The 26408-nt window shown below is 40.1% G+C and carries 22 protein-coding genes and 1 pseudogene; 14 read left to right on the top strand and 9 right to left on the bottom strand.

Annotation, left to right across the window (positions count from 1 at the left end; all coding sequences use genetic code 11):
• Positions 1–119: 119 nt before the first annotated feature.
• Both CV014_RS21085 and CV014_RS21080 read left to right on the top strand, forming a co-directional pair.
• The gene (locus CV014_RS21085) at positions 120–962 is read left to right on the top strand and encodes a YaaW family protein (RefSeq protein ID WP_236143824.1); all 843 of its coding nucleotides are present in this window, start codon (positions 120–122) and stop codon (positions 960–962) included.
• Entirely contained in the window at positions 944–2317 is a 1374-nt protein-coding gene (locus tag CV014_RS21080; RefSeq protein ID WP_236143823.1) for an O-antigen ligase family protein, read from the top strand. Before CV014_RS21085 ends, CV014_RS21080 begins: the two co-directional genes overlap by 19 nt.
• 505 nt (positions 2318–2822) lie before the next feature.
• On the opposite strand, the gene CV014_RS21075 is transcribed toward CV014_RS21080, so the two are convergent.
• On the bottom strand, positions 2823–3632 hold the full coding sequence (locus tag CV014_RS21075) for an ester cyclase (RefSeq protein WP_236143822.1): 810 nt from the start codon (positions 3630–3632) through the stop codon (positions 2823–2825).
• Between the two features lie 541 nt (positions 3633–4173).
• On the opposite strand from CV014_RS21075, the gene CV014_RS21070 reads away from it, so the two are divergent.
• Positions 4174–4755 (top strand): Uma2 family endonuclease, encoded by a 582-nt coding sequence (locus CV014_RS21070; RefSeq protein WP_236143821.1) that lies wholly within the window; start codon positions 4174–4176, stop codon positions 4753–4755.
• A 6-nt stretch (positions 4756–4761) separates the two neighbouring features.
• Entirely contained in the window at positions 4762–4914 is a 153-nt protein-coding gene (locus CV014_RS21065) for a hypothetical protein (protein WP_236143820.1), read from the top strand.
• 16 nt (positions 4915–4930) lie between these two features.
• Here CV014_RS21065 and CV014_RS21060 read toward each other — a convergent pair whose 3' ends face one another.
• Positions 4931–8785: a WD40 repeat domain-containing protein gene (locus tag CV014_RS21060; protein ID WP_236143819.1), complete on the bottom strand. Its 3855-nt coding sequence runs from the start codon at positions 8783–8785 to the stop codon at positions 4931–4933.
• 290 nt (positions 8786–9075) lie between these two features.
• On the opposite strand from CV014_RS21060, the gene CV014_RS21055 reads away from it, so the two are divergent.
• Positions 9076–9552, top strand: a complete 477-nt coding sequence (locus CV014_RS21055) for a TspO/MBR family protein (protein ID WP_236143818.1) — start codon at positions 9076–9078, stop codon at positions 9550–9552.
• 93 nt (positions 9553–9645) lie between these two features.
• Here CV014_RS21055 and CV014_RS21050 read toward each other — a convergent pair.
• The 4 genes and pseudogenes from CV014_RS21050 to CV014_RS21035 form a co-directional block, all read right to left on the bottom strand.
• Positions 9646–11153, bottom strand: a pseudogene (locus CV014_RS21050) (UbiD family decarboxylase).
• Between the two features lie 183 nt (positions 11154–11336).
• Positions 11337–12140 carry a sulfite exporter TauE/SafE family protein gene (locus tag CV014_RS21045; protein ID WP_236143817.1) on the bottom strand — a complete coding sequence of 268 codons (804 nt, stop codon included), beginning with the start codon at positions 12138–12140 and terminating at the stop codon, positions 11337–11339.
• Between the two features lie 195 nt (positions 12141–12335).
• Positions 12336–12800: a hypothetical protein gene (locus CV014_RS21040; protein ID WP_236143816.1), complete on the bottom strand. Its 465-nt coding sequence runs from the start codon at positions 12798–12800 to the stop codon at positions 12336–12338.
• 289 nt (positions 12801–13089) lie between these two features.
• Positions 13090–14028: a LysR substrate-binding domain-containing protein gene (locus CV014_RS21035; protein ID WP_236143815.1), complete on the bottom strand. Its 939-nt coding sequence runs from the start codon at positions 14026–14028 to the stop codon at positions 13090–13092.
• Positions 14029–14372: 344 nt separating this feature from the next.
• Here CV014_RS21035 and CV014_RS21030 point away from each other — a divergent pair, with 344 nt between their 5' ends.
• From CV014_RS21030 to CV014_RS21000, 7 genes are all read left to right on the top strand, one after another.
• Positions 14373–15821, top strand: coding sequence for an APC family permease (locus tag CV014_RS21030; RefSeq protein ID WP_236143814.1), 1449 nt, complete (start codon positions 14373–14375; stop codon positions 15819–15821).
• Between the two features lie 115 nt (positions 15822–15936).
• Positions 15937–16638, top strand: coding sequence for a cadmium resistance transporter (locus CV014_RS21025; protein ID WP_103138891.1), 702 nt, complete (start codon positions 15937–15939; stop codon positions 16636–16638).
• A 19-nt stretch (positions 16639–16657) separates the two neighbouring features.
• Positions 16658–17299 carry a cadmium resistance transporter gene (locus CV014_RS21020; RefSeq protein WP_236143835.1) on the top strand — a complete coding sequence of 214 codons (642 nt, stop codon included), beginning with the start codon at positions 16658–16660 and terminating at the stop codon, positions 17297–17299.
• Positions 17300–17370: 71 nt separating this feature from the next.
• Positions 17371–18015: a hypothetical protein gene (locus CV014_RS21015; protein WP_236143813.1), complete on the top strand. Its 645-nt coding sequence runs from the start codon at positions 17371–17373 to the stop codon at positions 18013–18015.
• A gap of 111 nt (positions 18016–18126) precedes the next feature.
• Complete coding sequence (locus tag CV014_RS21010; protein ID WP_236143812.1) at positions 18127–18954, top strand: sulfite exporter TauE/SafE family protein; 828 nt, start codon at positions 18127–18129, stop codon at positions 18952–18954.
• A gap of 9 nt (positions 18955–18963) precedes the next feature.
• Positions 18964–19506 carry a DUF1634 domain-containing protein gene (locus tag CV014_RS21005; protein WP_236143811.1) on the top strand — a complete coding sequence of 181 codons (543 nt, stop codon included), beginning with the start codon at positions 18964–18966 and terminating at the stop codon, positions 19504–19506.
• 65 nt (positions 19507–19571) lie between these two features.
• Positions 19572–20273 (top strand): phosphatase PAP2 family protein, encoded by a 702-nt coding sequence (locus tag CV014_RS21000; RefSeq protein ID WP_236143810.1) that lies wholly within the window; start codon positions 19572–19574, stop codon positions 20271–20273.
• 10 nt (positions 20274–20283) lie between these two features.
• Here the strand turns inward: CV014_RS21000 and CV014_RS20995 are convergent, their stop codons facing one another.
• Complete coding sequence (locus CV014_RS20995) at positions 20284–21078, bottom strand: prohibitin family protein (protein WP_236143809.1); 795 nt, start codon at positions 21076–21078, stop codon at positions 20284–20286.
• 529 nt (positions 21079–21607) lie between these two features.
• Between CV014_RS20995 and CV014_RS20990 the strand changes: the two genes are divergently transcribed.
• On the top strand, positions 21608–22012 hold the full coding sequence (locus CV014_RS20990) for a four-helix bundle copper-binding protein (protein WP_236143808.1): 405 nt from the start codon (positions 21608–21610) through the stop codon (positions 22010–22012).
• Between the two features lie 95 nt (positions 22013–22107).
• Here the strand turns inward: CV014_RS20990 and CV014_RS20985 are convergent, their stop codons facing one another.
• Positions 22108–23475: a cytochrome P450 gene (locus tag CV014_RS20985; RefSeq protein WP_236143807.1), complete on the bottom strand. Its 1368-nt coding sequence runs from the start codon at positions 23473–23475 to the stop codon at positions 22108–22110.
• Between the two features lie 152 nt (positions 23476–23627).
• Here CV014_RS20985 and CV014_RS20980 point away from each other — a divergent pair, with 152 nt between their 5' ends.
• Positions 23628–24929 (top strand): cation:proton antiporter, encoded by a 1302-nt coding sequence (locus CV014_RS20980; protein ID WP_236143806.1) that lies wholly within the window; start codon positions 23628–23630, stop codon positions 24927–24929.
• A gap of 173 nt (positions 24930–25102) precedes the next feature.
• Here the strand turns inward: CV014_RS20980 and CV014_RS20975 are convergent, their stop codons facing one another.
• On the bottom strand, positions 25103–26020 hold the full coding sequence (locus CV014_RS20975; RefSeq protein WP_236143805.1) for an alpha/beta fold hydrolase: 918 nt from the start codon (positions 26018–26020) through the stop codon (positions 25103–25105).
• Between the last annotated feature and the right edge of the window lie 388 nt (positions 26021–26408).

The raw sequence follows: 26408 nt of genomic DNA, 5'->3' as shown, positions 1-26408 counted from the left end.
TATCAAAAACTTGCAGCCTTGGGGGTGGCAATATTATTTGATATCGATGCCAATCCTGAATCCGCGATCGCCTAGTAGAATAGGGTACAGATATGCTCTATGGAAGGGAGGAAGGGAAATTGGATGAGCTAAGGGCGGCGTTAGAGTTAGCCACCGAAGATGAATTGCAAGATTTAACAGCAATTTTGTTTAGCAGGAAGTTTAATCCTTTAGATTATCTCCAAACGCCTGAACCTATTGAAGTTCAAAGCCAAAATCGTCGTGCTTGGCTGGACTCCTTAGAAGGTCGCTTTCGATTTTTAGCCGCAGACGGAATGACAGTTTTACGCGGACGTACAAACCAAGTAACTTACCGTCAAGCACTAATTCAAGTCTGTAAATACTTAAAAATCCCTTATTCTGTCAATTTAACAACTATAGATTTAGAAGCAGAAGTATTTTTATATCTGCTAGGACAAGTTTGGAAAAAACTACCAGATAATGAAAAGCAAAAATTGACTGTACAATTTCACAATCAACTGGCAAAATCAGAACCTACAGAACCTCTACCACCCTTATTACAACATGATCCATTAGGTTTACTGCTAAAAGGTGGTAGTGCTTTAGCTGTGACATCTGTAGTTAAGCCTTTCATCCTACAACAAATTGCCCGACAATTCGCCATTCACTTTGCCACATATCAAGTAGCTAAGGATGCTGTAGTTGCAGGTTCTCAAGCCGCAACCACACAGTTTCAAAGCTACGTCACATTGCAAATGGCGCGTCGAGGTATGGCTTTGAATGCTGCACGTTATACAGCAGTTCGCAGTGTCTTTGCTTTGGTGGGGCCGATGATGTGGACTTGGTTCTTTGCAGACTTGGGTTGGAGAATGATTACCACTAATTATGGTCGAATCATCCCCACTATTTTTGCTTTGGCGCAAATTCGTCTCACCCGTAGCGAATGTTGGGAGTTAGCTTGAAGTTAGGTTTTGATCGTTATTCCCCTCATAATCTGCAATTACCCTGGAAATTACTGCAAATCGGGCTATTAATATTCCCATTAAGCCCTTTTTTGGGAGCTGTAAGTATAGGATTTGCCACTCTATTTAGTTGGCTGCGCCAAAACCGCAAAATTATCCACACTTCCATTAATCAGGGCTTTGCAGTTTTTACTATCCTATTGCTGATATCTTCTAGCTTGGCAGTAGATAAACCAGCCGCTTTTATTGGTTTATTTAATTTACTGCCGTTTTTTTTGGTGTTTGCTGGGTTGAGTGCCTTAATTCAAACGGGTAATCAATTAAAACGTCTCGCCTGGATTTTTGTGATTGGTTCTGTCCCAGTCTTAATCATGGGTTTTGGACAGTTGTTTTTTGGCTGGACATCCCAGTTACAAATTTTAGTGCTAGATGTGGCGATCGCATCCGGTGGAAGTCCCCCTGGGAGAATGTCATCTATTTTCATGCACGCCAACATTTTTGCGGCTTATTTAGCGATTGTCTTCACTCTGGGATTAGGGTTATTGCTGGAAAGGGGGATTGGGGACACTTCGACAAGCTCAGTGCTTCGCTGGGTACTGGGGACTGGGAGAACACGCAAATCTCTTAATCCCTATTTGTTATTGCCATTGATTTTAGTGGCTGATTTCGCAGCTTTGATTTTAACTAATTCGCGTAATGGATGGGCGATCGCGATCGTTGCCTGTTTAGCCTTTGCACTTTACCAAGGTTGGCGTTTACTGGTGGGTGCGGTGACTGGAATTGTCGCTAGTGTCCTATTAGCAGCTTTTGCACCTGCGCCAGTAGCTCAATTATTTCGTCGTATTGTCCCCGCTTTCTTTTGGGCTAGGCTCAATGATGAACTATACCCAGATCGGCCAGTGGCTTTAATGCGAAAAACTCAATGGCAATTTGCTTGGTCTTTAACTCAGCAACATCCGTGGACAGGGTGGGGTTTACGTAATTTTTCCGCCCTCTACAAAGCGCACATGAATATCGATTTGGGACACCCCCATAATTTATTTTTGATGCTTTCCGCCGAAACCGGATTACCAGCTACATTATTATTTTTTGGCTTACTAGGCTGGATATTATTTTCTGGTATCCAACTTCTGCAAAAATCCCATTCTCTAATTACAGAAAATCGAGTAATCATTTTTAGCTATCTTGTGGTTTTGATGGAATGGCTGCTATTTAATACAGTTGATGTGACTCTTTTTGATTTCCGATTAAACACCATATCTTGGTTATTATTGGCGGCTGTTTCTGGAATTACGTATCACTACCATCAGCATGACGCTAGGAAACATGAAATAGGTGACAGGAAACAAGGTTAAAGTTCTTTTGGTTTATGGCTTGATGCGACCAATTAATACATGATTGTCCGCAATCTGCTTTATAAAAAATCAACAATTACCAAGATGATTGCGGTAGTAGATACCACTACGAATTCTCAATAATCACCCTAATTAATTTTCAGTGGTTACACTGCGGCTATTTAGAGGTTTTTTTTAATAATATGATTACATTCACGTTTGTGACTGTGAGTGTGGCTAACTCAAATTAGCCACTGTTGCTGATTGTTGGGAAGGTGTAGGGAAAAACAATTTAGTTTTTTCCTGCATGACAGACATCTGAAAAGATGTCTTTTTTTATGCTTATTTTTTGATCAATCAAAGATATACCAATACGGCAATATTTAACGATGTTGGCAAAACATTAATTATAGAAATAATAAAAATACTTTCTAAACCTACAACTACACGCATATATTTACCCTCTGTAGAGACTACAGGAGGGTAAATATATGCAGATGCAAAAAAATGGTATTACTACACAACTTTAATTTGCGATGCCAGCAAAAGGACAACGACTAGCTGAGAGATTTACATCTGTTGTTTTTCTTTTCCAAGGTATAAATCTGCTGATGAAGTTCCATAACCTTTGCCATAGAGAAGATTTCTTTTTAGTTGCTAGCTGCTGTGTTTGATCATTGTTGGGTAATTTTCCACCTGCTGTGAGTTTATCTAAGAACTTGGTATTGTCATAGTAATGTTCTAAGCAGAGAATTTTTAGGTCATCTCTGAGATGAACTACACTAGTACCGATAATTTCAATGGTTTCACCTGTTGGGGCATAGTTTTTATATACACCTTTAAAAGTACCCCAGTGTCGCCATTTAAACACAACTCTTGGTGGAGTGGAATAAACTTCTATAACTTCCCATGCAAAACCATCAGGAAAAGCTGTATGAAAGAGATTAGTTGAAGTTTCAAAGTTTTCTTCACTGGCTTTGTAATGCTGGTTATCGCCAATTAATAGTTTATAAGTACCTGAATTAATCAAATCTGTAATTGTGTAACCATAACCGCCATTGGTACTCATGCGAAACTTGTCTTGGACAACAGTTAACCATTGAGATGGATTAGTTTTAAAGTTGGCCTCAATATCAAAGGCTCTGACCAAATTTTGAACTAATCTTTCTAGGGAGTTTTCGGGATGGTTTTGTATACTTTCTGCGGCTAGTTTTTCATCAGAACGGGTATAGTCTGGTTTTTGACCATAACGCCATTCTACATCGTTGCTATATTGCAACACAGTGTCTCTATCTTGTACCCAAAGATGAAGTTTACTAATGTCGATGGAATCCATAAATACCTACACGCAAAGGAACTAAGAAGTAACTGTAAATTAAGATTAATGGCAGAATTTTGCAGCGATCGCCCTCTTATTTAGCAGCAGCTTATACAGTTTTTCTGGTAGTTTTAATTAGTTACCATGTGGTAGCACCAAAGCTTGATTATTGCTCATGTCAGCATCTTCTATCATTATGCCAATCATGAATCAAGGATGTTCGCAAACATAAAGATTGGGAATTTTAATATTTTATAAATAAAATATCTTGCTAATTAGAACATATATAAAGCCAAAAAGAAGATACGTAATTATCAAATATATATCTTCTTTAGAGAAATATTTTAAAAAACGTTCAAGATTAACAATATACTTTACAAATATGTTATTTTTAAACTAAAAGTTTTAAAGCATAAATAAACAAAAAAAATAAAATAAACTTCTGCAAGTACGATATCTTTTATTGTGCATTGTCATAGTAAGGTATTATTCCTTACCTAGAATGAGCCTATGCTTTATCCAAAAGCTAAAATTAGAACAAACTAGAAACTATCTTGCTATGGTAGCCATCCCCCAACAACCGCAAAAAATGACAGTTGAGGAATATCTCGCTTGGGAACTCCAGCAAGAACTTCGTTATGAATATGTTAATGGCGAAGTTTTTGCCATGACTGGTGGTACAGTTCCTCACAATGACATTGCACTGAACTTTTACAGAGTCTTATACCCACATTTACGTGCTAGAGGTTGTCGAGTGAATGTGTCAGATGTGAAAGTGCTATTTAATACTAAAAATATCTATTATTATCCTGATGTGATCGTCAGTTGCGACCCTCAAGACCTGAATGCTCACAAATTTATTCAAAATCCCACAATAATCGCTGAAGTTTTATCCCCTGGTACGAGTAGCAAAGATCGGGGCGAAAAATTCACTAATTACTTAACAATTACGTCTTTACAAGAATATTTATTGATAGATTCCGAAAAAATCTCCGTTGAACGTTTCTGTCGCGGAGAGGGGAGAATGTGGCTTTACTATCCCTACACCGAGGGAGATATGATTACACTATCTAGCATAGAATTTGAGTTAGCCATCGCACAACTCTATGAAGGTGTCGTATTTGCACCAGCACAAGAATAGTTTATATTGCGATCGCATATTGGGAAAATCTGCTTTTGTGCGATCGCTCCTGAAGTTGTGCGAAAATGCGAATTGCAAATTGGTATTACACCCCTACTTGCTGCCAATACCGTCGCACAAATGCCTGTCACTCTCGCTGAAATTAGGATTATTTTGTAAATAACCGCGTATTGAATCACAATTGTTCTGTATTCATAGAGTCTAATTCCAAATTTGGAAGATTCCAGAGTTTGATGGTGTTGTCAGCACTGCCAGAAGCTAATGTCTTGCCATCAGGGCTAAAAATCACCCTATAGACACCATCACTATGCCCCTTCAAGGTGCTGATTTTCTTGCCTGTCTCTAGATTCCAGAGTTTGATGGTGTTGTCAGCACTGCCAGAAGCCAATGTCTTGCCGTCGGGGCTAAAACTCACACTAGAGACACTTTCACGATGCCCCTTCAGGGTGATGATTTCCTTGCCTGTCTCTAGATTCCAGAGTTTGATGGTGTTGTCAGCACTGCCAGAAGCCAATGTCTTGCCGTCGGGGCTAAAACTCACACTAGAGACGCTTGCACTATGCCCCTTCAAGGTGCTGATTTCCTTGCCTGTCTCTAGATTCCAGAGTTTGATGGTGTTGTCGAAACTGCCAGAAGCCAATGTCTTGCCATCAGGGCTAAAACTCACACTCCAAACAAAGTGATCATGCCCCTTCAGGGTGGTGATTTCCTTGCCTGTCTCTGGATTCCAGAGTTTGATGGTGTTGTCGAAACTGCCAGAAGCCAATGTCTTGCCGTCAGGGCTAAAACTCACACTAGAGACGCTTGCACTATGCCCCTTCAAGGTGGTGATTTCCTTGCCTGTCTCTGGATTCCAGAGTTTGATGGTGTTGTTAAAACTGCCAGAAGCCAATGTCTTGCCGTCAGGGCTAAAACTCACACTAGAGACACCTTTATCATGCCCCTTCAAGGTGGTGATTTCCTTGCCTGTCTCTAGATTCCAGAGTTTGATGGTGTTGTCCCAAGCACCAGAAGCCAATGTCTTGCCGTCAGGGCTAAAACTCACACCCCAAACAGGGCCATCATGCCCCTTCAGATCGCTTATTTTCTTCCCTGGCTCTAGATTCCAGAGTTTGATGGTGTTGTCACCACTGCCAGAAGCCAATGTCTTGCCGTCAGGGCTAAAACTCACACTAGAGACACCTTTATCATGCCCCCTCAGGGTGCTGATTCCCTTGCCTGTCTTTAGATTCCAGAGTTTGATGGTGTTGTCAGCACTGCCAGAAGCCAATGTCTTGCCGTCAGGGCTAAAACTCACACTCCAAATCAGGTCATCATGCCCCTTCAATGTGGTGATTTCCTTGCCTGTCTTTAGATTCCAAAGTTTGATGGTGTTGTCGAAACTGCCAGAAGCCAATGTCTTGCCGTCGGGGCTAAAACTCACAATAGAGACAGCGCCATTATGCCCCTTCAGGGTGGTGATTTCCTTGCCTGTCTCTAAATTCCAGAGTTTGATGATGTTGTCAGCACTGCCAGAAGCCAATGTCTTGCCGTCGGGGCTAAAACTCACACTTACGACATAGCTATCATGCCCCTTCAGAGTGGTGATTTCCTTTCCTGTCTCTAGATTCCAGAGTTTGATGGTCTTGTCACCACTGCCAGAAGCCAATGTCTTGCCGTCAGGGCTAAAACTCACACTAGAGACAGTGTTATCATGCCCCTTCAGGGTGGTGATTTCCTTGCCTGTCTCTAGATTCCAGAGTTTGATGGTCTTGTCACCACTGCCAGAAGCCAATGTCTTGCCGTCGGGGCTAAAACTCACATTAAAGACACTTTCACTATGCCCCTTCAGGGTGGTGATTTCCTTTCCTGTCTCTAGATTCCAGAGTTTGATGGTCTTGTCGGAACTACCAGAAGCCAATGTCTTGCCATTAGGGCTAAAACTCACACTAGAGACAGCACTATTATGCGCTTCTAGACAGTTATATCCTCTTCCTGGCCAAAGAACTGTCTGCAAAGCCTTCATTACCTCTGGGTTAGTTGTGTGTTGGCTTTCCAGGATTTCTCCCGCTTTGATTTCTTGAACAAACGCTCCTAATTCTTTACTTTCATTGAATAGAGACAAGGAATATCGACCAACAAATTCAGCTTGATTCAGTTCCGATTGGTTTTTCTGATTCCATGCTGTCAAACCCAAGCCACCACTAATCACTACTGCCACCAACGAACCCGCCGCAATACTCCAAGCAGTTCTAATTTCGCGCTTTCTGTGGGCTGCTTCGACTTGTTTGAGGCGATTTCTTGCTTGAATACTCTCCTCTATAAATTCTGTCTCATCAATCAAGTCTCCAGGGCGTTCCTTGAGTCTTTCTTCTGCTTCCGCCAAAGCTGCACCCCGCAACAATGAAGCAGAATCTCGCTGCGTTGCTTCCCATTGCGCCTTGGCTGCTCGCAGTCGCTCTTGCCAAGACCTAAAAACCCGGTCTTTATTCATCCATTCCCGCAATTCTCCCCAATTGCGAATCAAAGCTTCATGGACTACTTCTACCGTTTCTTGACTGGTAGCATTGCGACTTGTCACCACCAACCGAGCATCAGCTAATTGTTTGACTAAATACCAGTTTTGCTCCCCCAATTCCGCTTTCATCGCCACCCGTCGAGTATCTTCTGTTCCCTCACCCGGACGCACCAATTGCATAAAAATCCGCCGGACTTGTTCTTTCTGCACCTCTGTCAAGTTGCCATATTTCTCATCCGCATGACGAGCTAACGCACCTTCTACTTGCCCAATTTCTTCATAGATATTGTGAGTTAATTGTTTACCTGTGCGCTTATTCCACAACTCTGTTAAAGCAAACTCTAGCAAAGGTAAATTTCCTGGCTGGTTTTCCACATCCTCTAAAATGCGTTCTACCAGTCCGCTTGCAAATGTCACTCCTAATTTTTCGGCAGGTTTTTCAATGACTTGTGTTAATTCCTCCCGATTCATCGGCCCCAGTTTTAAGTCAGCATTTTGCAAGACATCCGCAAAAGGACGATAGGAGAGAGCATTTCCCAAAAAATCTGCCCGCATTGTCGTTACCCACACCGTAGCGGATGCAGATAAAGACGTAGAAGTTTCTAAACTAGCTAATAAACAATCAAGAAATTTATGGCGAGTTTCCTGATGATGACAGAGAGTATAAATTTCTTCAAATTGGTCAGCAATTAATAGCACCCGTTCATTAGGGTGATTTTGCCGAATTTTAGCAAAAACGTCTGAGATCAGCAGCGAGCCATCTTGCAAGTAACTAGCTAACTTCCGGGCTTGGGCAATTTGGTCAGTTGCATCTAGATGAGGTGTATAAAGTGGCACTAAAGCTACAGCCAGCGCATGGAAAGGATCAGCTCCAGGACGAAAGTGAGTAAACTGCCAATTTCCGGCTGTTTGCAACTTCGGAACTAACCCCGCCAAAACTACCGAAGATTTACCGCTACCTGATGCACCCAACACAGGAATAAAATTCTGGGTTTTAGTGGCACTGTAAAGTGTTTCGATAAATATTTCCCGCCCAAAGAACACATTCGCATCATTGGGGCCGAAATGAAACAACCCCCGATAAGGACAAGGCAGATATTCGTCAGCAGCTTCAACAGATGTAGGTTTGCTCTCTTCTTTATAGTAGAAATAGTTGTAGATAATGTTGTTGTTACCTACCTGCGCGTCTTTAACTTCTCCTTGAAACACTGCATTGTATTCACCTGCTGCTGACTCTTCCGGTTTTTCTTTTTTCAGTAATTCCTGCGCTAACTTAATAATTTCTGTATCTTGATCAATTCGTAAACTCATTAACTCTTCTTTCAGCAAAGCCTTAACTGCTTCTGAATCCAGCTTTTTCTCATGCTTGTCTACTATATCGCTATCATCTTCCTTACCTTGAGCAGCAAACCTCTGTTTAATCAAAGTCTTCAAACCCTGATAGGCATCTTTAACGGCTGTGCCTGCGGTTTCTTGAGTAGCTGCGATCGCACCAGCACCTAAAGCCGTAATAATTATAGAGATCGGTTCCATAGTTAAACTCCCATAATTTATCTAAGTGATAATATTTAGGTTTTCAGATAAAATGATAAATTTATGTGCAAATTATTACCTGTTATTATCTGAACTGTCAGGGCTAATGTGTAAAAAAACATTAAATATACTTAATTCATAGCTGGGATTGGTTTTCAGCCAATAAACACCTGATTGGTTAAAATTTTTGCACCCCTAATGAGACCAAGACTATATCTTTTGATAGGGATTTAAATCTGTCGAACCTACGTTAAACTACGAGTATCAGCCCACTCTGACAGGAAAGCATTGTGAAAGCTAAATGGATTATCACAGCAGTCTCAGCAGCGTTGTTTTTTGGTGGTAGCCTGTTTACCTCACTGCGCGATCCTTGGTTTCAAAATTTACAACGCCCTGACTGGTTAACTTTTGAATTCATCATTCCGTTTGTTTGGACTTTGATTTGGGCTTGTCTGACTATCTCAGCAATTATTGTGTGGGAGAAAAAAACTAGACAAGGTTCTCGTCCTTGGTTGTTGATGGCTGTTTACGCATCAATAGCCCTCCTCACTTCCACCTACAGTCCTGTTGTAGTAGAACTGCGAAGCCTCACAGGCGGAATTATTCTCGGTGGACTAGCTACGCTTTTAGTATATATTTTGGCTTTTGTGGTCAGACCGATTTCTCAAAAAGCTGCTTGGCTATTTCTTCCCTACGCCCTTTGGGGGCCATTCGGTACTTATTTAACTTGGTTATTATTGCAACTCAATCCTGGCGCGGCTGGATAAATCAACAGTCAGTAGGGGCGGGTTTTGGTAGATATTTACGTTTAAAAACAGATATTTTGTTTAAACCCACCCCTACAACAGTCAAAAATCAACTTATTTCATATCGTAACCAAACAAATTCGGGTCAACTTCACCTAACTGTAAATCCGCTAAACCATACTCAGCCCAGCGTCTATCTACCATTGCGGCTACATCTAAATCAGATTCTAAAGGCGCGCCCCATTCATGGTCTGTTTCTGGGGGAATTTTGGTAGTTGCATCAATTCCCATACGTCCACCTAAACCGATTTTCTCACTGGCAAAATCTAAGGTGTCAAAGGGGGTATTGGGGAGAATAAACACATCTCTTGTGGGGTCAACTTTGGAACTAATCGCCCATACTACTTGGCGGGGATCACGAATGTTAATGTCTTTATCAACGACAATCACAAATTTGGTGTAAGTAAATTGGGGTAATGCACTCCAAAAGGCTAAGGCGGCGCGTCTTGCTTGTCCTGGGTAAGCTTTATCAATGGAAATAATTGCGGCTTTATAACTCAAAGCTTCCATTGGTAAGAAGAAATCTACGATTTCTGAGACTTGTTGCCGCAAAATAGGAGTATAGATCCGATTGAGGGCGATCGCCATCATCGCTTCTTCTTTGGGGGACGACCGCTAAATGTGGTCAGGTAAACCGGGTCTTTGCGGTGTGTCATGCACTGAAAACGAATCAAGGGGGAATCTTCCACGCCGCCGTAATACCCCATGTGATCGCCAAAGGGGCCATCTGGTAATACTTCCCCTGGTGTGATTGTCCCTTCTAAGACAAACTCAGAATCGGCGGGAACTTCTAAATCTACGGTTTTACACTTCGCCAGATTGACACCAGAACCGCCGTAAAGTCCTGCAAATAACCATTCTGATAAATCTACAGGGATGGGTGTAGCAGCAGCCATGATAATTAAAGGATCTACACCTAATGCGATCGCTATTTCTAATTTTTTGCCTTTTTCGGCAGCTTTGCGTAAATGTCTCGCCCCACCCCGCACTGATAGCCAGTGAACGGTCATGGTATTTTTAGATTGCAGTTGTAAACGATACACGCCGACGTTTGGCGTACCTGTCTCACAATCCTTTGTAATTACTAGTCCGAGGGTGATAATCTTACCTGCATCCCCAGGGTAAGGACGTATTAAAGGTAACTTATTTAAGTCTAAATCATCCCCTTCAATTACTACCTGCTGACAGGCGGGGAAAAAGTCTCTCCCTGGTTTAGCTTTGACTACATCAAACAGCACTTTCCCAAAGTCGATGGCTTGGGAAATCTTTTTTGGTGGCTTTGGTTGTTGCAGCAGACTCAGCTTTTTACCCAGAGTTTCTAATTCTTGGGGATGCTGCATATTCATCGCCCAGCATATCCTTTCTACAGTTCCCATCAAGTTGACTGCAACGGGGAAGGATGCACCTTTAACGTTTTCAAATAACAAGCCAGGGCCACCTTGTTGTAGCATCCGGTTGGAAATTTCTGCTATTTCTAAGTCTGGGTCAACTGGGGCAGAAATCCGCCTTAATTGTCCTCTTTCTTCTAGAATTTTAATAAATCCCCGTAAGTCTCTGGCCATGGTTTTGTTTAAGCTAATGTTTAAGAAATGTGAAGCGTCTTCTTATATTATTAGCTTTAAATGTCTCACGCAAAGGCGCAAAGGCGCAAAGGTACAAAGAAAAGCAAGGGTAATTTTTGCATTATGTACTCTGATTCAGAAACGCCTAATTTTGAATTTTGAATTTTGAATTTTGAATTGAAATTAGGCGGTGGTGTGATAGACGAGTTTCCAGCTTACTCCTACTAGGATGGTGTAGATTACTAGTCTGAGGGTCTTTTGGGGCATCATTTGACAGAGTTTAGCACCAACTATGACTCCTGGAACTGTGCCGCACCAGATGGGGAAGACTAAACCCCAGTCAACTGTACCTAGAAAAATATGACCTAGTGATGTGAATAGGAGTAGGATGGCGGCTTGTGCTAAGTCTGTACCTACTAGTTTGCGGGAGTCTAAGCAAAAGAAGGTGATTAGAACGATCGCAAACATTGAACCTGATGATACGCTAGTCATTCCCACCATGCAGCCTAAAATTGCACCCACTACTAAGCTTTGGATTTTACCGCCTGGGGTATTTAAGTCAAATTTTGAGATTTCTGGTAACTTGACATCGGGGAAGAAGGCTTTTAAGAAAATCTGCACTAGTCCAATGATGGCGACGAGAAGAATCATTACGCCAATTGCTCTGAGCAAAATATCATCGAGGTTGAGTGTCTGTGTCTGTTTAATGAGGTAGAGAATTCCTACACCCAGGAGTGAACCAGGGACGCTTCCCAAGGCTAGCCATTTGACTACCTCTACATCTAAAGTCTTTTGCTGCCAATGTTTCCAGCCACCGATAAATTTCATCAGAGTGGCGGCGACTACATCCGAACTGACTGCAATAGATGGGGGAACTTGAAAAACGAAGATTAACATCGGGGTGATGAGAGACGCGCCACCAATCCCCGTTAAACCGACGATGATGCCAATAACAAAACTCAAAAAAGGTAGTAGTAAATAGTCCATGATTATTGAAGAGGAAATGGGGACTGGGGACTGGGAATTAGGTGAAATTTTGATTTTTATCTGTTGGTGCTGTCATGTTGAATTTTTAATTTTTAATTTTTAATTGCTATGACTGCCTAATCCCGATGTCCCGACTGAAGTTAATAAGTTTCAAGCCACTTGGGGATGAATATTCATCCCGAAAAAAAACCCCGACTAACTACCGGGGAATAAGTCTGGAGTGTCTAGAATCTTGAATTGGATGAGTGCCAGAATGACTAGGGTGTAGACAGTGGATGAAGCTAAACCCATTAAGAGTTCTTTTTTGAGGTTGCGTTCTTGGGGTTGATTTTGAAATACGTCTACAACTCCCGCCTGCATTAAGAGAATCCCGGCGACATTCGATAGCCAATACCCCGCGATCGCACAGGGAATTAACAAATCTTTATTTAACAAACTACACAGATAGCCAAAACCATAGGCGACAGGCAAATTAAAAAATAGATCATTCCACCAAGATAAAGGTGACAACATATACCCCAGCACAAAGAAAAATCCACCCCTGATTTTCTTCAAAATGCTTCCAAAATTAACTCTTCCAGTGCTTGTCTCTGATAAGTCCTGGGATATGTTTATTGCGTTTTCGTTTAATTCATCACTAAAATTTTGCGTATTTTCCATAAAAGTACCTTTTCTCTATCTACTTACCGTAGTTTAATATAAAAAGACATAAAAATCTATCAAGAAATACACATTCGTAAAATCAAAACTGTATTTCAAATCACGATTAAGACTTTTAAGTAAAAAATATTACTAACCAAATAATTATTTAGAGTATGTAAATGATAAACACAGGGTAATTTATGCGTTGATTACTAAATGTAAATGTTTATTTTATACATAAGTGCTGAGTGCTGAGTCATGTTAGCGGTAGCGGGGCGTTTAGCCCGTGCTGACTATTGACTAATGACTATTGACTAAGAATTTCCTCAAAAGCCTTAGAAAGCTTAGTTTGAAAACGTTGGCGATGCTTGAGTTTCAAAAAGGCGCGGACGATTTGCAAGTATTGCGGCTGGCGTGGGTTAGGTTGAGAGTGGTTATCGATCACCTGAATAGACCTTAAAGTACCCAATTGCAGTTCCTTCTTCACCATTAATTCAGAAATAGCTGCTGCACCAATGCCATTTTCGACTACAGCTTTTACCATTTCCCCACTATTCAAGATGGATATGACATCTAATTGCAGAGGATGAATACCCCAATTTTGCAAGGCTTGTTCAAATTGTTGTTGAGTTCCAGAACCGGCTTCGCGCATTATCCAACCGCTTTTGGATAAGTCGGATAAGGTCACTTCTGGATGGTCATACCAAGGATGATACTGACCGACTACAATTAATAAGCGATCGCCTCCCACTATCTCTTCCTCTAATACATTCTTGAGTGATGGCTTCACCTCTCCTTCCACTAAGCCTAAATCAAACTTACCTGTAGCAGTTCCAGCGCAGATTGTCTCTGCATTGGCGAGGGTGCAATTAATTGCGATGCGGGGGTATTTGTGTTGAAATTTGGTAATTTTCTCTGGTAGCCAATAATTACCGATTGTCAGACTCGAACCTAAATTAAGTTCTCCTCGTTGTAAATCATTCAATTCTCTGAGGGAGCGTTCTGTCAACGTCACTTGATCCATAATTTTTTGAGCTTCTACTTGCAGTAACTTACCTGGTTCAGCAATCTCGATATGGCGGCCAATCCGATGGAACAATCTCACGCCGTACTCTTCTTCTAAACTTTGGATAGCCGCACTCACAGCAGGTTGTGTAATGTAGAGTTCCTCTGCTGCACGAGTAAAGTGTAAATGTTCTGCGACAGCTAAAAAAATCCTTAACTGATCAAGCGTCATTCCTGCCATTCATATACCCAAAAAACACTCCCAACACCCGCATTGAATTTTACTCAGTAAATGTAAAAAAAAGATGTTTTGACGAATACGAAAAAATCGTATTTGCAGATACATTTTTTTGATGAAGAAGCCAGTCAAAATACTAGAAATCCTTACCAATTACCAGTCCCCAGTCCCCAATCCCCAGTCCCTATTAATAACTTCTATTTATCGAAATCACAAAAAATAGTATTTGATTCTCTAACTTAGGGGGGATAAATTAACACCTAGTCTTCAATAACAAGTGTTTGCTCTAGTAAAGGCTGTAACTCTTCACCGAAAGAATTAAGTAGTTGGGTAAAAGGATATGGTGTATGACAGCTGAAATCGAACTGACTCAAAGCGTTCATGGTTTAAAAAAAGAGTGTCTATCCTACGGTGAAGTTTTAGCGCAATCCATAGCAGTGATTGCACCTACAACTACACCAGCAGCGAATTTAGGATTGATTTACGCCTCTGCTGGTAACGGCACATGGTTGAGTTTTTTGATTGGTATGATGGGTTTGATGTTTGTAGCTGTCAACATCAATCAATTTGCACGCCGTTCAGCCTCTCCTGGTTCTTTATATTCCTACATCGTTAAAGGACTAGGTGTCACATCTGGTGTTTTGTCAGCCTGGGGTTTGGTTCTTGCCTACCTGTTTACGGGAATGTCCACATTATGTGGCTTTGCGATTTTTGGTCAGTCTTTGTTAACTCACATTGGGATTCATACCCATGTCCTAACGTTATTTGCTTTAGGAACAGTTTTGGCGTGGTATGTGGCTTATAAAGACATCCAACTGTCAGCCAAGATGATGCTGTTATTAGAGGCCTTTTCCATAGGCTTAATTCTGGTATTGGGACTGATTATTTGGTTGCAAAAAGGCTTTGCTTTTGATATTTCCCAACTGACACTACAAGGAGCAACACCCGGAGGAGTATCATTAGGAGTAGTTTTAGTAGTATTTGGTTTTTCCGGCTTTGAAAGCGCGACTTCCTTGGGAGATGAAGCCAAAAAACCCTTGAAAAATATTCCCAAATCGGTGATGCAAAGTGCGATTTGGACGGGTGTGTTTTTTATGATCATGGCTTATATCGAAGTCTTAGGTTTTAGAGGTAGTGCTGTAGATTTAGCCAAAACTGAGGAGCCACTTTCATTTTTAGCAGAACAAGCAGGTGTAGGATTCTTAGGCACATTGATTAGTGTGGGTGCGCTGTTATCATTCTTTGCTTGCGTTCTAGCTTGTATTAATCCTGCTGCTAGGGTGTTGTTTATGATGGCGCGTCACGGGTTGTTTCATACTTCTTTAGGGAAAGCACACGGCGCAAATTTAACTCCCCATACAGCGATCGCGTTATGTTCCCTGATCACATTTATCATACCCGCAACCTTGAATTTATTAGGCATTAAGCCGTTTGTGATTCTCGGTTATACCGGCACAATTTGCACCTATGGCTTTTTACTCGTATATATCCTAGTTTCCGTTGCTGCACCAGTATATCTGCACAGACTAGGAAAACTGCGATCGCTAGATTTAGCTTTCTCAGTCCTAGCCGTATTATTTATGATGATTCCAATCATCGGGACATTAGGAATCCCTGGAAGTGATTTGTTTCCTGTTCCCCCATCCCCCTACAACATCTTTCCTTACCTATTTTTGCTCTATCTCTTAGCTGGCTTTGGTTGGTTCATGATCCAACGCCTACGCTATCCCAAAATGGTCAAGAAATTAGAGCATTCCATTGATGCGATTCACGCAAGTTTTAGTGATGTTGAATAAATGGGGAATGGGGCATTGGGCATGGGGCATTGGGATATAGTTATTTTCCCCTGCACCCCTACACCCTTACACCCCTACAATCCCTACACCCTTACACCCCTACACCCCTAAATCTATGAGCAATTTCGTCACTGCCATTCCCTCTGGGATTACGGCTTTTACTGCAACTAACCTTGATGATTTGGTGATGCTGACACTGTTTTTTTCGCAAGTCAGCGCAACTTTCCGTCGTCGCCATATTGTTTTCGGACAGTATTTGGGTTTTACGGCGTTGGTAATTGCTAGCCTTCCTGGTTTTTTTGGTGGGATGGTTTTACCAAGGCACTGGATTGGATTATTGGGACTTGTACCAATAGCTATTGGTTTGAGTCGCTGGCTCAATCCTAGTAATGATGAATCAGAGGAGAATCAGGAAGATCAATCTGAGTCTGAACAATTGCCATTTGCCAGTTTTTTATCTCCCCAGACTTATAGTGTGGCAGCAATCACGATCGCTAACGGTAGTGATAACCTTGGTATATATGTACCATTATTTGCCAGCCATAATTTAGGGGGTTTGCTGGTGATTCTCGGCGTGTTCTTCTCGTTGATTGGGATTTGGTGCTATGCCAGTTATATGCTAACTCGCCAAAAAGCGATCGCTGAACTTTTGACTCGTTATGGTAATTATTTAGTGCCTTTTGTTTTGGTCGGGTTGGGTGTATTTATTATCTTAGATAGTCAAGCTTTATCGCCGTTGGCTTTAGCGGCTTGTTGTCTGTGTTTGGTGGGTTTGGTGAAAAAACCCCGACTCTCACCGGAAGTAGAAAATAATTGACGAGGTGAAAAATATTGTGATGGGTAGTGTTGTCAAAGCGATCGTCTCTGGAATTGTATCCTTTGCTGCTACCAACCTTGATGACATCATTATTTTGATGGTCTTTTTTTCTCAAGTCAATGCTAACTTCCGCCGCAGACATATCATTATTGGTCAGTATCTAGGCTTTAGTGCTGTGATTCTTGCTAGTCTCCCTGGTTTTTTTGGTGGTTTAATTATCCCCGCAGCGTGGATTGGTCTTTTAGGTTTCATTCCCATAGTTATAGGTATTAGCCGTTTAATTAATTTAAATCGGGATGAAAACGAAGTCCAGACAGTTTCAGAGGAATTAAACTCATCACCTGGAAGATTTGCGGGTGTACTTGCTCCCCAAACTTATCAAGTAGCGGTAGTGACTTTTGCTAATGGCGGAGACAATATCGGTATTTATGTGCCGTTATTTGCTAGTAGTAATCTCTTGAGTTTAAGTATTATTTTGAGTGTTTTTGTTATCTTAGTTAGTGTTTGGTGTTACGTAGCTTATCAGTTAACTTTACATCCAGTCATTGCCAGATTTTTAACTCGTTATGGTCATGCGATCGTGCCTTTTATTTTGATTGGACTGGGAATTTATATCTTAATAGATAGCGGCAGCTATCGCTTAATTAACATCGATTTTTAGCTTAATATTTATCTAGAAAACAGGATAAGAGAATATCACAACTAATACCAGTAATCTACCAGGAGCAAATTATGCGACTCAGCAAAATTATTGTATTATGTCTAATTTTAATCGCTAACTTCATGATTGCCCGTCCTTCATGGGCAGACAGACCGAACCTCACGAAGCTACCACAATATACCGAAGTTACCCAAGCATTAGATGATTTATTGACAGCCCAATTTTCATCAGAAGCATCGAGTTATACACCCACGGAAATAGAAAAAAAGATTGTAGAATTGCAGCTACAAAAATACATATTAGAATCTGCCCGTGGTTGGTCGCAGTGTCTCAATCAAACAGGGAAAGTTTTAGGGATTTATGCTCATAAACCCAAGAAATCTAATCTTGAACAAGAGGGAGATATCTACTTTTTGGGAGATGGACAAATTACAGAAAATAAATGGAACTGTGATGGAATTTACTTACCAATTGGCGCAAAAATTGCTGCGATCGCTCCTAGTGAAACCCAACCCCAAGAGTTAACCGAACCTTTAGTAGTAAAATTTGTGCCAGGAACACAATTGGTAGTTACAACTAACCAAAAAACTGGCACAATTGAATTTAACGTTCCTCCTGCCAAAATTGTCAAAACTGGTGAAGGTAGCTTGTCAATTCCCAATTTTTCTTTAGCAGAAATTGACGCACAAGTTCCCAATGCACCAACAGAACATTGAAGTAATTAATGAGGGATGAGGCTATCAAACGGGTGAAAGTCAAAAAGTAAACCAATCTATTTACTTATTCCCCAGTCCTCCATCCCCAATCCCTATCTTAAGGAAATAAATGTGAATATTTGGGAATTTTCTTTACTAGTTTGGGTAGGTTCATTCACTGCTGGATTAGTTGGTTCACTGACTGGCTTAGGTGGTGGAGTTGTAATTGTTCCTTTGTTAACTTCAGTATTTGGGGTAGATATTCGTTATGCGGTTGGTGCTTCGTTAGTATCTGTAATTGCGACTTCTTCGGGTGCTGCTTGTAGATATATTAAAACTGGCTATACTAATCTTAGATTAGGAATGTTTTTAGAAGTTGCAACTACTATTGGTGCAATTATAGGGGCGTTAATTGCTACTTTTGTCACAGTAAAAGCCCTCACCATCGTATTAGCAATTGTCTTGTTATATTCTGCATATCTTTCACAACAACCTAAAAAGGAACACCCTGAAGGTGAGTCTACAGATTCTCTAGGTAATTATTTCCAACTCAATGGAACTTATCCCACTGGTAATGGCTTGATGTCTTATCAAGTTCATGCTGTTCCGGCTGGGTTTAGCGTTATGTTAGTCGCTGGGGTAATTTCTGGTTTACTAGGAATTGGTTCAGGTGCATTTAAAGTATTAGCAATGGATCAAATTATGGGTATCCCATTTAAAGTTTCTACCACCACTAGTAACTTTATGATTGGTGTTACAGCCGCCGCTTCTGCTGGGGTTTACTTAGCAAGAGGTTACATTGATCCAGGTTTATCAATGCCTGTAATGTTAGGGGTATTACCTGGTGCTATTTTAGGTGCAAAAATCCTTGTGGGAACAAAAACACAAGTATTAAGAATTATTTTTGGTCTTGTGTTGGTAGTTATGGCATTGAAGATGGTTTACAACAGTTTCGTGTAGGTGGTAGATATGAGCAATTTTGATTCGGGTTTGCCTTGGGTGGTATCACCACCACAGGAGGATCAGATAGATGTTTTAGCTTTACCAAAAGAAGAATTAGATAGTGATATTGCCGCACTAGAACAGCAACAATCTAAAATTTCTGCTGGCGAATCTGATATTCATGAAAATATCACTAAAACAGACAAAGAATTGCAATTAGAGAATATTCTGAGTCAACTATTGAAATATGGTGTATTCATTGCCTGCGCTGTAGTTCTCTGGGGAGGATTATTATATTTAAATGTTCACGGTAGTGAACGTGCTAATTACCAATTTTTTCGAGGAGAACCAGATACATTGCGTTCGCCTGTGGATGTCATGCAATCTGCTTATTCTGGTAGTAGTAGTGCAATTATTCAGTTGGGATTATTAATATTAATTGCTACGCCTATTTTAAGAGTGATAATTTCTCTCTTTATGTTTTTCTGGCAGAGAAACTTTATTTATGTGATTCTAAATTTATTAGTCCTATCTGCTCTAATTTATAGTTTGATAGGCGCGTATTATTAATTAGCTTAAGTTCGTAGTGAGGGCTTTAGCCCTCTTTATTTTATAACAGGGTCAATATTAAAAAAATGCTAGGATCTAATTGGTTTACATCTATTCTAGGGAAACGTCTACAAACATTTACTACATTTTTAAAACAACTATTAATTACTCGTTGGCGTTCCTTATTGATATTATTTACAGGCGTATATCTACCTTTACAGTTATTTGAACTCATAGCTGTGCAGGTATTAGTAAAAAAAGGTGGTTTCCCTTGGGATGTTCCCATTTTATTGGCTATTCATCAAACAGCACAGCCACAATTAGATACTATTGCCGTGATATTAACAAAATTAGGTTCAGTGTGGACTATCGCGCCTATTTTAACTTTATTAGGAATCTTTTTGTTGTTTCGTAAAAAATGGCGATCGCTCACTTTTTTAATCATCACTGGGCTGGGTAATGCTATTATTAATCATGCCGCTAAGGTCTTACTACACAGAATTCGTCCACATCTTTGGGATTCTTTAGCACCAGAGTTTAGTTATGCCTTTCCTAGTGGCCATGCAATGAGTAGCTTGACTCTAGTCGCTATTTTATTAATTTTAACTTGGGATACAAGCTGGCGTTGGTTAACTTTATTTGGTGGTGGTTTGTTTATCCTAACTATTGCATGGACAAGACTATATTTAGGTGTACATTTTCCCAGTGATATTATCGCCGGATGGATGTTTGCAACAGCCTGGGTTGTAGCTGTTAACTTAATTATTCAGCCGAGATTTAGTCATTAGTCATTAGTCATTAGTTTAAAAATTGGCTGACATCGAATTTTAAACCGCCGTTGGGCATAATCTTTGGTAACTTACCATCCCACTTTTCTATAAATTGCTTTTGCAAAATATCAGGTGTTAAGGTTTCACGAATTAGCCTTTGTGCTTCTGTCTCACCTCTGGCTAAATTTATGTTGGCTTCGGCTTCTTTCATGGCTTTAAGTGCAGTAAATTCTGCTTTTTTAGCTTCTTGTTCTGCAATTTGTTTGGCTTCTACTGCTTCGCCAAAGCGTTCAGAAAAATGTATATGCACTATTGAAATATCATCAACAGCCACATGATAGTTGCATAATCTAAGAGTCAATAAATTATCTAACTCTGCTTTTAAAACTCCACGTTTTGTGATAGTTTCTTCAGCCGTGTATTTAGCAATGATCGCTTTTAGAACTTCTTCTATGGCTGGGTTGATGACTTTATCAATTACCTGTTGTGCTGTTCCTAGTTGCTGAAAAGTTGCATTTGCTGCTTCTGGAATAATATGCCAATTTAGTGCTACGTCTGTAAACACATCTTGTAAATCTTTAGATAAAGCTTCTGCTGATATTTCTTGTTTTTGGACTCTGACACTAATTTTTTCTACTGTATTCACAATGGGAATAATTATATGTAGTCCTTCTCCTAAAATTAGCTGTTGCACTTCTCCAAATTTCATCAATACTCCTCTTTCACCAGGATTGATGATGACAAGAGGCCAAAAAATGATAATTATCAGCAATAAACTTAAAGTTGATTTGATGAAAAAGTTACGTGTTTTAATATTATTCATGTTTGATTAAAAATAACTTTAATACCTAATTATCTCATTCATATTTTGCTGATGAAATCAATAGTGATCATCACATCACACTCTCTGAGATTAGTAAAATATCTTCAAAAAGTCATGATATCTTGACATTACCCTAAAATGAGAAAATATACTCATTGGTTTGTTGACAAAAATGCACTGTTAAGTAGTTAAAGATTATAGAAGCTTTATCCTGTAAAGCTTAAGCAAATATAGCCACTGACGATTAGCAAGGTGCTGAAGTCGAATAAAGAGGTAAGTCAAAGGCTAATTTTGTGTCGGCGGTGACAAAAATCTTCTGCATAATTGGGACTAATTCTGCATTGCAATATGCAAAAGCCTTGATAGAAAAGGATTTTTTCAATTACTAGCTAAATTTACTTTAAGTAGATGGGATTAGTGTCCTTAAATTGGCCGAGTTGTGTAAAACTCTTGATTTTCCAAAAATAAGGCTTTATCTTGCAATTTAGTACAGAGCAACAGACCCGATTAAAGCTAAGAAGTTACTTTTATGATCAACGAATCTATCTCCACCACAATGGAAGCCGCTAAACAAATTTGTATTGAATGCCAAACAACTTGTACTGACACCCTTAAGTATTGCAAAAATCAGGGCAGTACATCCATAGATATGGCAATGATGTCTATGTTGCGCGACTGTGCAGAAATGTGCATGATGTGCGTCAATATGATAGATGATGGTTCTGAGTTTATGGGCAATACTTGCGGTTTGTGCGCGCAAATTTGCGATCGCACTGCAATGGCTTGCGAACAAATGAGTAATGATCCCACAATGATGTTGTGTGCTGCTATTTGTCGTCAATGTGCAGAATCTTGCCATGCAATGAGTTTAAATGCTGCGGCTTATTTTCGTAGAGCCAGTTCAGTTACAGAAGCAGCACTTTTGTCTCGTTAAATAACAAAAATTATAGAGCGATCGCCCAAACTCATCATAGTGCGATCGCTCTTTAAAAATCTAACTCTTAGCTTCTCTTTTTCCTGCTGATTTACTTATACTTCAACAGCAGACTTTTCTATCTTTTGTCTTTGTCCAGTTGTGATCATCCACTTACCACCAGAAGGTGCTAAAGTTACGCCACGACGAATAGGTTTGACTGGATAATTCTCCACTAATTTTAAATCCACTTGAGATAATATTGTCGCTAACACCAATTTCATTTCAAACAGCGCAAAAGCCATACCCAAACAACGCCTGTTACTACCACCAAAGGGGAGATATTCATATAACGAGTATTGCTTTTCCAAAAACCTTTCTGGACGAAATTCTGCCGGTTGGGGATATAAATCTGGACGACGATGAACCAAGTATATACAGCCAAGTAACAAGGTTCCTGGCTCAAATTTTTGACCCATAATTTCTATTGGGGACTTGACTATGCGGGGGATAGTAATCATCCCGATGGGATAAATGCGGAGTGTCTCTTGACATACAGCCGTTAAATAGGGAAGACGGGTAATTTCATTGAAATCTGCGTTGTGAAAACTATCTAACTCAGCTAAAAGTTTTGCTCGCACTGATGGTAGATGGTGAATCCAGTATAATGCCCATGTTAAAGCTGAGGCTGTAGTTTCATGACCAGCCACTAATAGAGTCATTAATTCATCACGTAACTCTAAATCACTCATGGGTTCGCCATTTTCATCACGCGCTGACATCATGAGGGAAAGAATATCATTTCGTGATGAATCTGGATGATTTCTGCGTTCTTGAATTTCTGCATATAATAAATTGTCAATTTCTTGGCGTTGACGCAGGAAATTTCCCCAAGGACTCCAACCACCTAAATCTAAGCGTAATGCTGGGATAAAAGATAGAGAAGCACGTAAAGAAGAAGACATTAACTCTAAAATAGAGCATAAGCGTGTTTTCAACTGTGTATAGCGTTCACCTTCATTCAGACCAAACACGGCTTGTAAAATTACCCGTAAAGCAATTTCTTGCATGGAATCACGCACAGAAAAAGCCTTACCAATTTGCCAATTACTGATTACATCTTTGGTGATGTTGGTAATAATATCACCGTAGGCTTTCATGCGATCGCCATGAAAAGGCGGTATTAATAATTTACGTTGGCGTTGATGAGTCTCCCCCGATAGAAGTAATAAAGAATTATTCCCTAATAATGGTTGTAAAATTTGGGCTGAAGCTCTAGAGTCGAGGCTTTCTAAATGAGTAGTGAAAATCTCCTCTATAGCTTGGGGATGGCTGAGAAATACCATTGGTTGTTTGTTAGTTAACCATAAGGTAAAACAATCACCATGAGCTTTGGTAGATGCTTCCATCAGCTGTAAGGGATTGTTAATCCACTTGATTAGCTGCATAAATTTTGGCATTTTAGGACTATCTGGAAGTTGCATGACCAATGCTCCTGTGAGGAATATCATACTAAGCTAGCAAACATAGAAAAAACTGGAAAATTTCTCCATAAAATCTGCCTCTAGATATTTTATACAAACAAGCGATCGCAAGTAAACTGACAAAGCAAGGTTTATTTTTTATACATATTTATATGGTAGATATTTACATACTGGATCTACTGTTAATTGGTCTACTACTACTAGTAGTTACCCTATGTTCAGGTTGGATTACGCGCTTACCACTTTCCTTTGCTTTGATATATCTATTGGTGGGTATACTTCTCGGTTCTGAAGGCTTAGGGATGATTCAACTGCGAGAAAATAATGTATTTAATGCCAAAGTTTTAGAAAGGTTGACAGAATTTGTAGTGATTATTTCTGTTTTTAGCTGTGGCTTAAAAATTATTCATCCTCTGCGCTGGCGGGTATGGAATATTACAGCGAGACTGATTATTTTATTAATGCCAATTTCTATTGTAGCTTTGGCAATTGTTGGTAGATTTTTATTAGGGATGAATTGGGGAGAAGCAATTTTATTAGGCGCGATTCTTGCACCTACTGATCCAGTATTAGCCTCAGAAGTGCAACTTACAGATACTAACGATAAAGACGAGTTGCGCTTTGGGTTAACCTCTGAAGGTGGTTTAAATGATGCGTTAGCTTTTCCCTTTGTTTATTTTGGCATTTATGCCATGAAAGATCATAATTGGGGGAACTGGTTTAAAGATTGGTTACTAGTTGATGTCATATGGGCGATCGCATCTGGAATGGTGATGGGTTTTATAGTAGCAAAACTCATAGTTTGGGTAGATCAAAAAATTCAAAAAAAGCGTGCGGCTGATGCAATCATGGAAGATTTTGTTGCTATTAGTGCCATTTTAATCACCTATTGTTTAACAGAAATTATTAATGGTTATGGATTTTTAGCCGTGTTTGTGGCTGGATTAATTGTCCAAGATAGTTATAGAAATCCTGAAAAGCCAATGGCACAATTAGAATTTATTGAAAGACTAGAAAGATTATTAGAAGTAGGAACAATTTTATTATTAGGGTCAATCTTATTATGGCAACCAATGCTTAATTATGCCTCTCAATCTCTCATCGTTATAGTTTTATTATTTTTGGTAATCCGACCTGTAGGAGCTTGGATTAGTACCATTGGTAAACGCCCCTTAAATTCCCAACGCCGGAGATTTCATCCTGCAACCCGTTGGTTATTTGGCTGGTTTGGAATTCGTGGTGTAGGTTCTTTATATTATCTTGCTTACGCCTTTAGTAAAGGATTAAAAGGTGAAGTCAGTGAGCAGATTTCCTGGATAACTTACACCACTATTGTAGTTTCTGTAGTTATACATGGCATTTCAGCGACACCTTTGATGAATTGGTATGAAAAGCAAGTGGCGACAAAAGCATCGGTGACTCATAATATTATTAGTGAGTTAGGAGAGGATTAAGACCAATTCGCAATTCGCAATTCGCAATTCGCAATTCGCAATTCGCAATTCGCAATTCGCAATTCGCAATTCGCAATTCGCAATTCGCAATTCGCAATGGATTTCTCTCCGAGACGCTAACGCGTAGCTTGCTTCCCCTTCTACACTACAAACCTTTAATTATTTACTTTGTTCTACTTATGTGCATCTAGAAAATATTGATTAATCCAATCTAAAATCACTTGATTGATTTGCTCTGGACATTCATCATGGGGACAATGACCAACATTTTCTAAAGTCAGCAATTGCAGCTTTTCATTATACTGAGCAAATTGATTCGCTAATATCGGCGGGACAAAGCGGTCTTTTTGTCCCCAAATTAACAACATAGGAATGGTAATATTAGGTAGCAGTGCTTTGACGCTGGGACTAAAATTAATAGCGATCGCAGCTTTAAATAAAGCACTAAAAGCACGCGCTGAACCCCTATCTTGCGGAGGCCCGGCCAAAATTTCAATTAATTCGTCAGTGATGGCTTCAGGATTAGCATAAGCCAAACCAGCCCAGCGACGTAAGACACTGGGTCGGCGTACAAAGTAAAATACAGGCTTTAAAAATATCGGCGAAGCCACAATACTTTTAATTGTCTTCACCAAAGGACGCAAAACAGGCGGAATTGCTTCTTGTTCTAATGAAGGGTCAGGTAAACTCATCATCACAATCCCTTTTACCATCTCAGGATGTGCGGCGGCGGCAGCTAGAGAAACCAGAGAACCATTAGAATTTCCCACTAATACCACTGGTTGACCGATAAAAGCGCGCCAAAACTCATATACTTGCTCCACCCATAGTTCTATGCTGTAATTAGCAGGGGCTTTTTCTGAACCACCAAAACCCAGCATATCCAAAGCATAGACAGTATGATATTCGCCTAAAACCTCTAAATTATGTCGCCAATGCCCGATAGAAGCTCCAAACCCGTGTAAGAGAATGAGAGGGGTTGTATTCTGGGAATTTTGACTAGAGCGAATGTAGGTATAACGAATTTGCCAACCACGCCATACCCAGTCTCGTTGATTCCCTACTCGTTGTTGCCAGTTAAGTGCGATCATCCTGATATATTGAGGAGTTCAGTTCTATTTTAAATGTGGGGATTGGGGATTGGGGACTGGGGATTGGGGACTGGGGATTGGGACAAGGGAGACAAGGAGGACAAGGGAGTAGGGGAGAAACACTAGTGACTAATGACTAATGACTAATGACTAATGACTCTTGACTCTTTACCATTACCCTCGAATTGAAAAATAATTGTTACAATAGTTAATGCTTCTCTAGGTTATGTGATTTAAGTTAACTATTGCAGAGAAATCCTCTCAGAATGAGTAGAATAGCAAATACAGAGAAAACAAATTACTCTGTGGACTAGCTAACCTAAAACTATAGGACTCTTGATGAAGTCCTCAGTTATTTTAGTGTTGTGTTTGGTGTTGTGCTTATGAG

Source organism: Nostoc sp. CMAA1605 (genome assembly GCF_021596505.1).
GTDB lineage: Bacteria > Cyanobacteriota > Cyanobacteriia > Cyanobacteriales > Nostocaceae > Trichormus.
Note: the sequence above shows the minus strand (reverse complement) of the source record. Positions and strands in the feature narration are given on the sequence as shown.

Excerpts from the sequence above, each read along its gene's own strand:
- CV014_RS21075 (WP_236143822.1), bottom strand. The coding sequence starts at position 3,632 with ATGGATTCCATCGACATTAGTAAACTTCATCTTTGGGTACAAGATAGA.
- CV014_RS20980 (WP_236143806.1), top strand. The coding sequence starts at position 23,628 with ATGGTAGATATTTACATACTGGATCTACTGTTAATTGGTCTACTACTA.
- CV014_RS20975 (WP_236143805.1), bottom strand. The coding sequence starts at position 26,020 with ATGATCGCACTTAACTGGCAACAACGAGTAGGGAATCAACGAGACTGG.
- CV014_RS20995 (WP_236143809.1), bottom strand. The coding sequence starts at position 21,078 with ATGAATAATATTAAAACACGTAACTTTTTCATCAAATCAACTTTAAGT.
- CV014_RS20985 (WP_236143807.1), bottom strand. The coding sequence starts at position 23,475 with ATGCAACTTCCAGATAGTCCTAAAATGCCAAAATTTATGCAGCTAATC.
- CV014_RS21040 (WP_236143816.1), bottom strand. The coding sequence starts at position 12,800 with ATGGAAAATACGCAAAATTTTAGTGATGAATTAAACGAAAACGCAATA.
- CV014_RS21025 (WP_103138891.1), top strand. The coding sequence starts at position 15,937 with ATGAGCAATTTCGTCACTGCCATTCCCTCTGGGATTACGGCTTTTACT.
- CV014_RS21080 (WP_236143823.1), top strand. The coding sequence starts at position 944 with ATGTTGGGAGTTAGCTTGAAGTTAGGTTTTGATCGTTATTCCCCTCAT.
- CV014_RS20990 (WP_236143808.1), top strand. The coding sequence starts at position 21,608 with ATGATCAACGAATCTATCTCCACCACAATGGAAGCCGCTAAACAAATT.
- CV014_RS21045 (WP_236143817.1), bottom strand. The coding sequence starts at position 12,140 with ATGGACTATTTACTACTACCTTTTTTGAGTTTTGTTATTGGCATCATC.
- CV014_RS21005 (WP_236143811.1), top strand. The coding sequence starts at position 18,964 with ATGAGCAATTTTGATTCGGGTTTGCCTTGGGTGGTATCACCACCACAG.
- CV014_RS21015 (WP_236143813.1), top strand. The coding sequence starts at position 17,371 with ATGCGACTCAGCAAAATTATTGTATTATGTCTAATTTTAATCGCTAAC.
- CV014_RS21070 (WP_236143821.1), top strand. The coding sequence starts at position 4,174 with ATGGTAGCCATCCCCCAACAACCGCAAAAAATGACAGTTGAGGAATAT.
- CV014_RS21020 (WP_236143835.1), top strand. The coding sequence starts at position 16,658 with ATGGGTAGTGTTGTCAAAGCGATCGTCTCTGGAATTGTATCCTTTGCT.
- CV014_RS21060 (WP_236143819.1), bottom strand. The coding sequence starts at position 8,785 with ATGGAACCGATCTCTATAATTATTACGGCTTTAGGTGCTGGTGCGATC.
- CV014_RS21035 (WP_236143815.1), bottom strand. The coding sequence starts at position 14,028 with ATGGCAGGAATGACGCTTGATCAGTTAAGGATTTTTTTAGCTGTCGCA.
- CV014_RS21030 (WP_236143814.1), top strand. The coding sequence starts at position 14,373 with ATGACAGCTGAAATCGAACTGACTCAAAGCGTTCATGGTTTAAAAAAA.
- CV014_RS21000 (WP_236143810.1), top strand. The coding sequence starts at position 19,572 with ATGCTAGGATCTAATTGGTTTACATCTATTCTAGGGAAACGTCTACAA.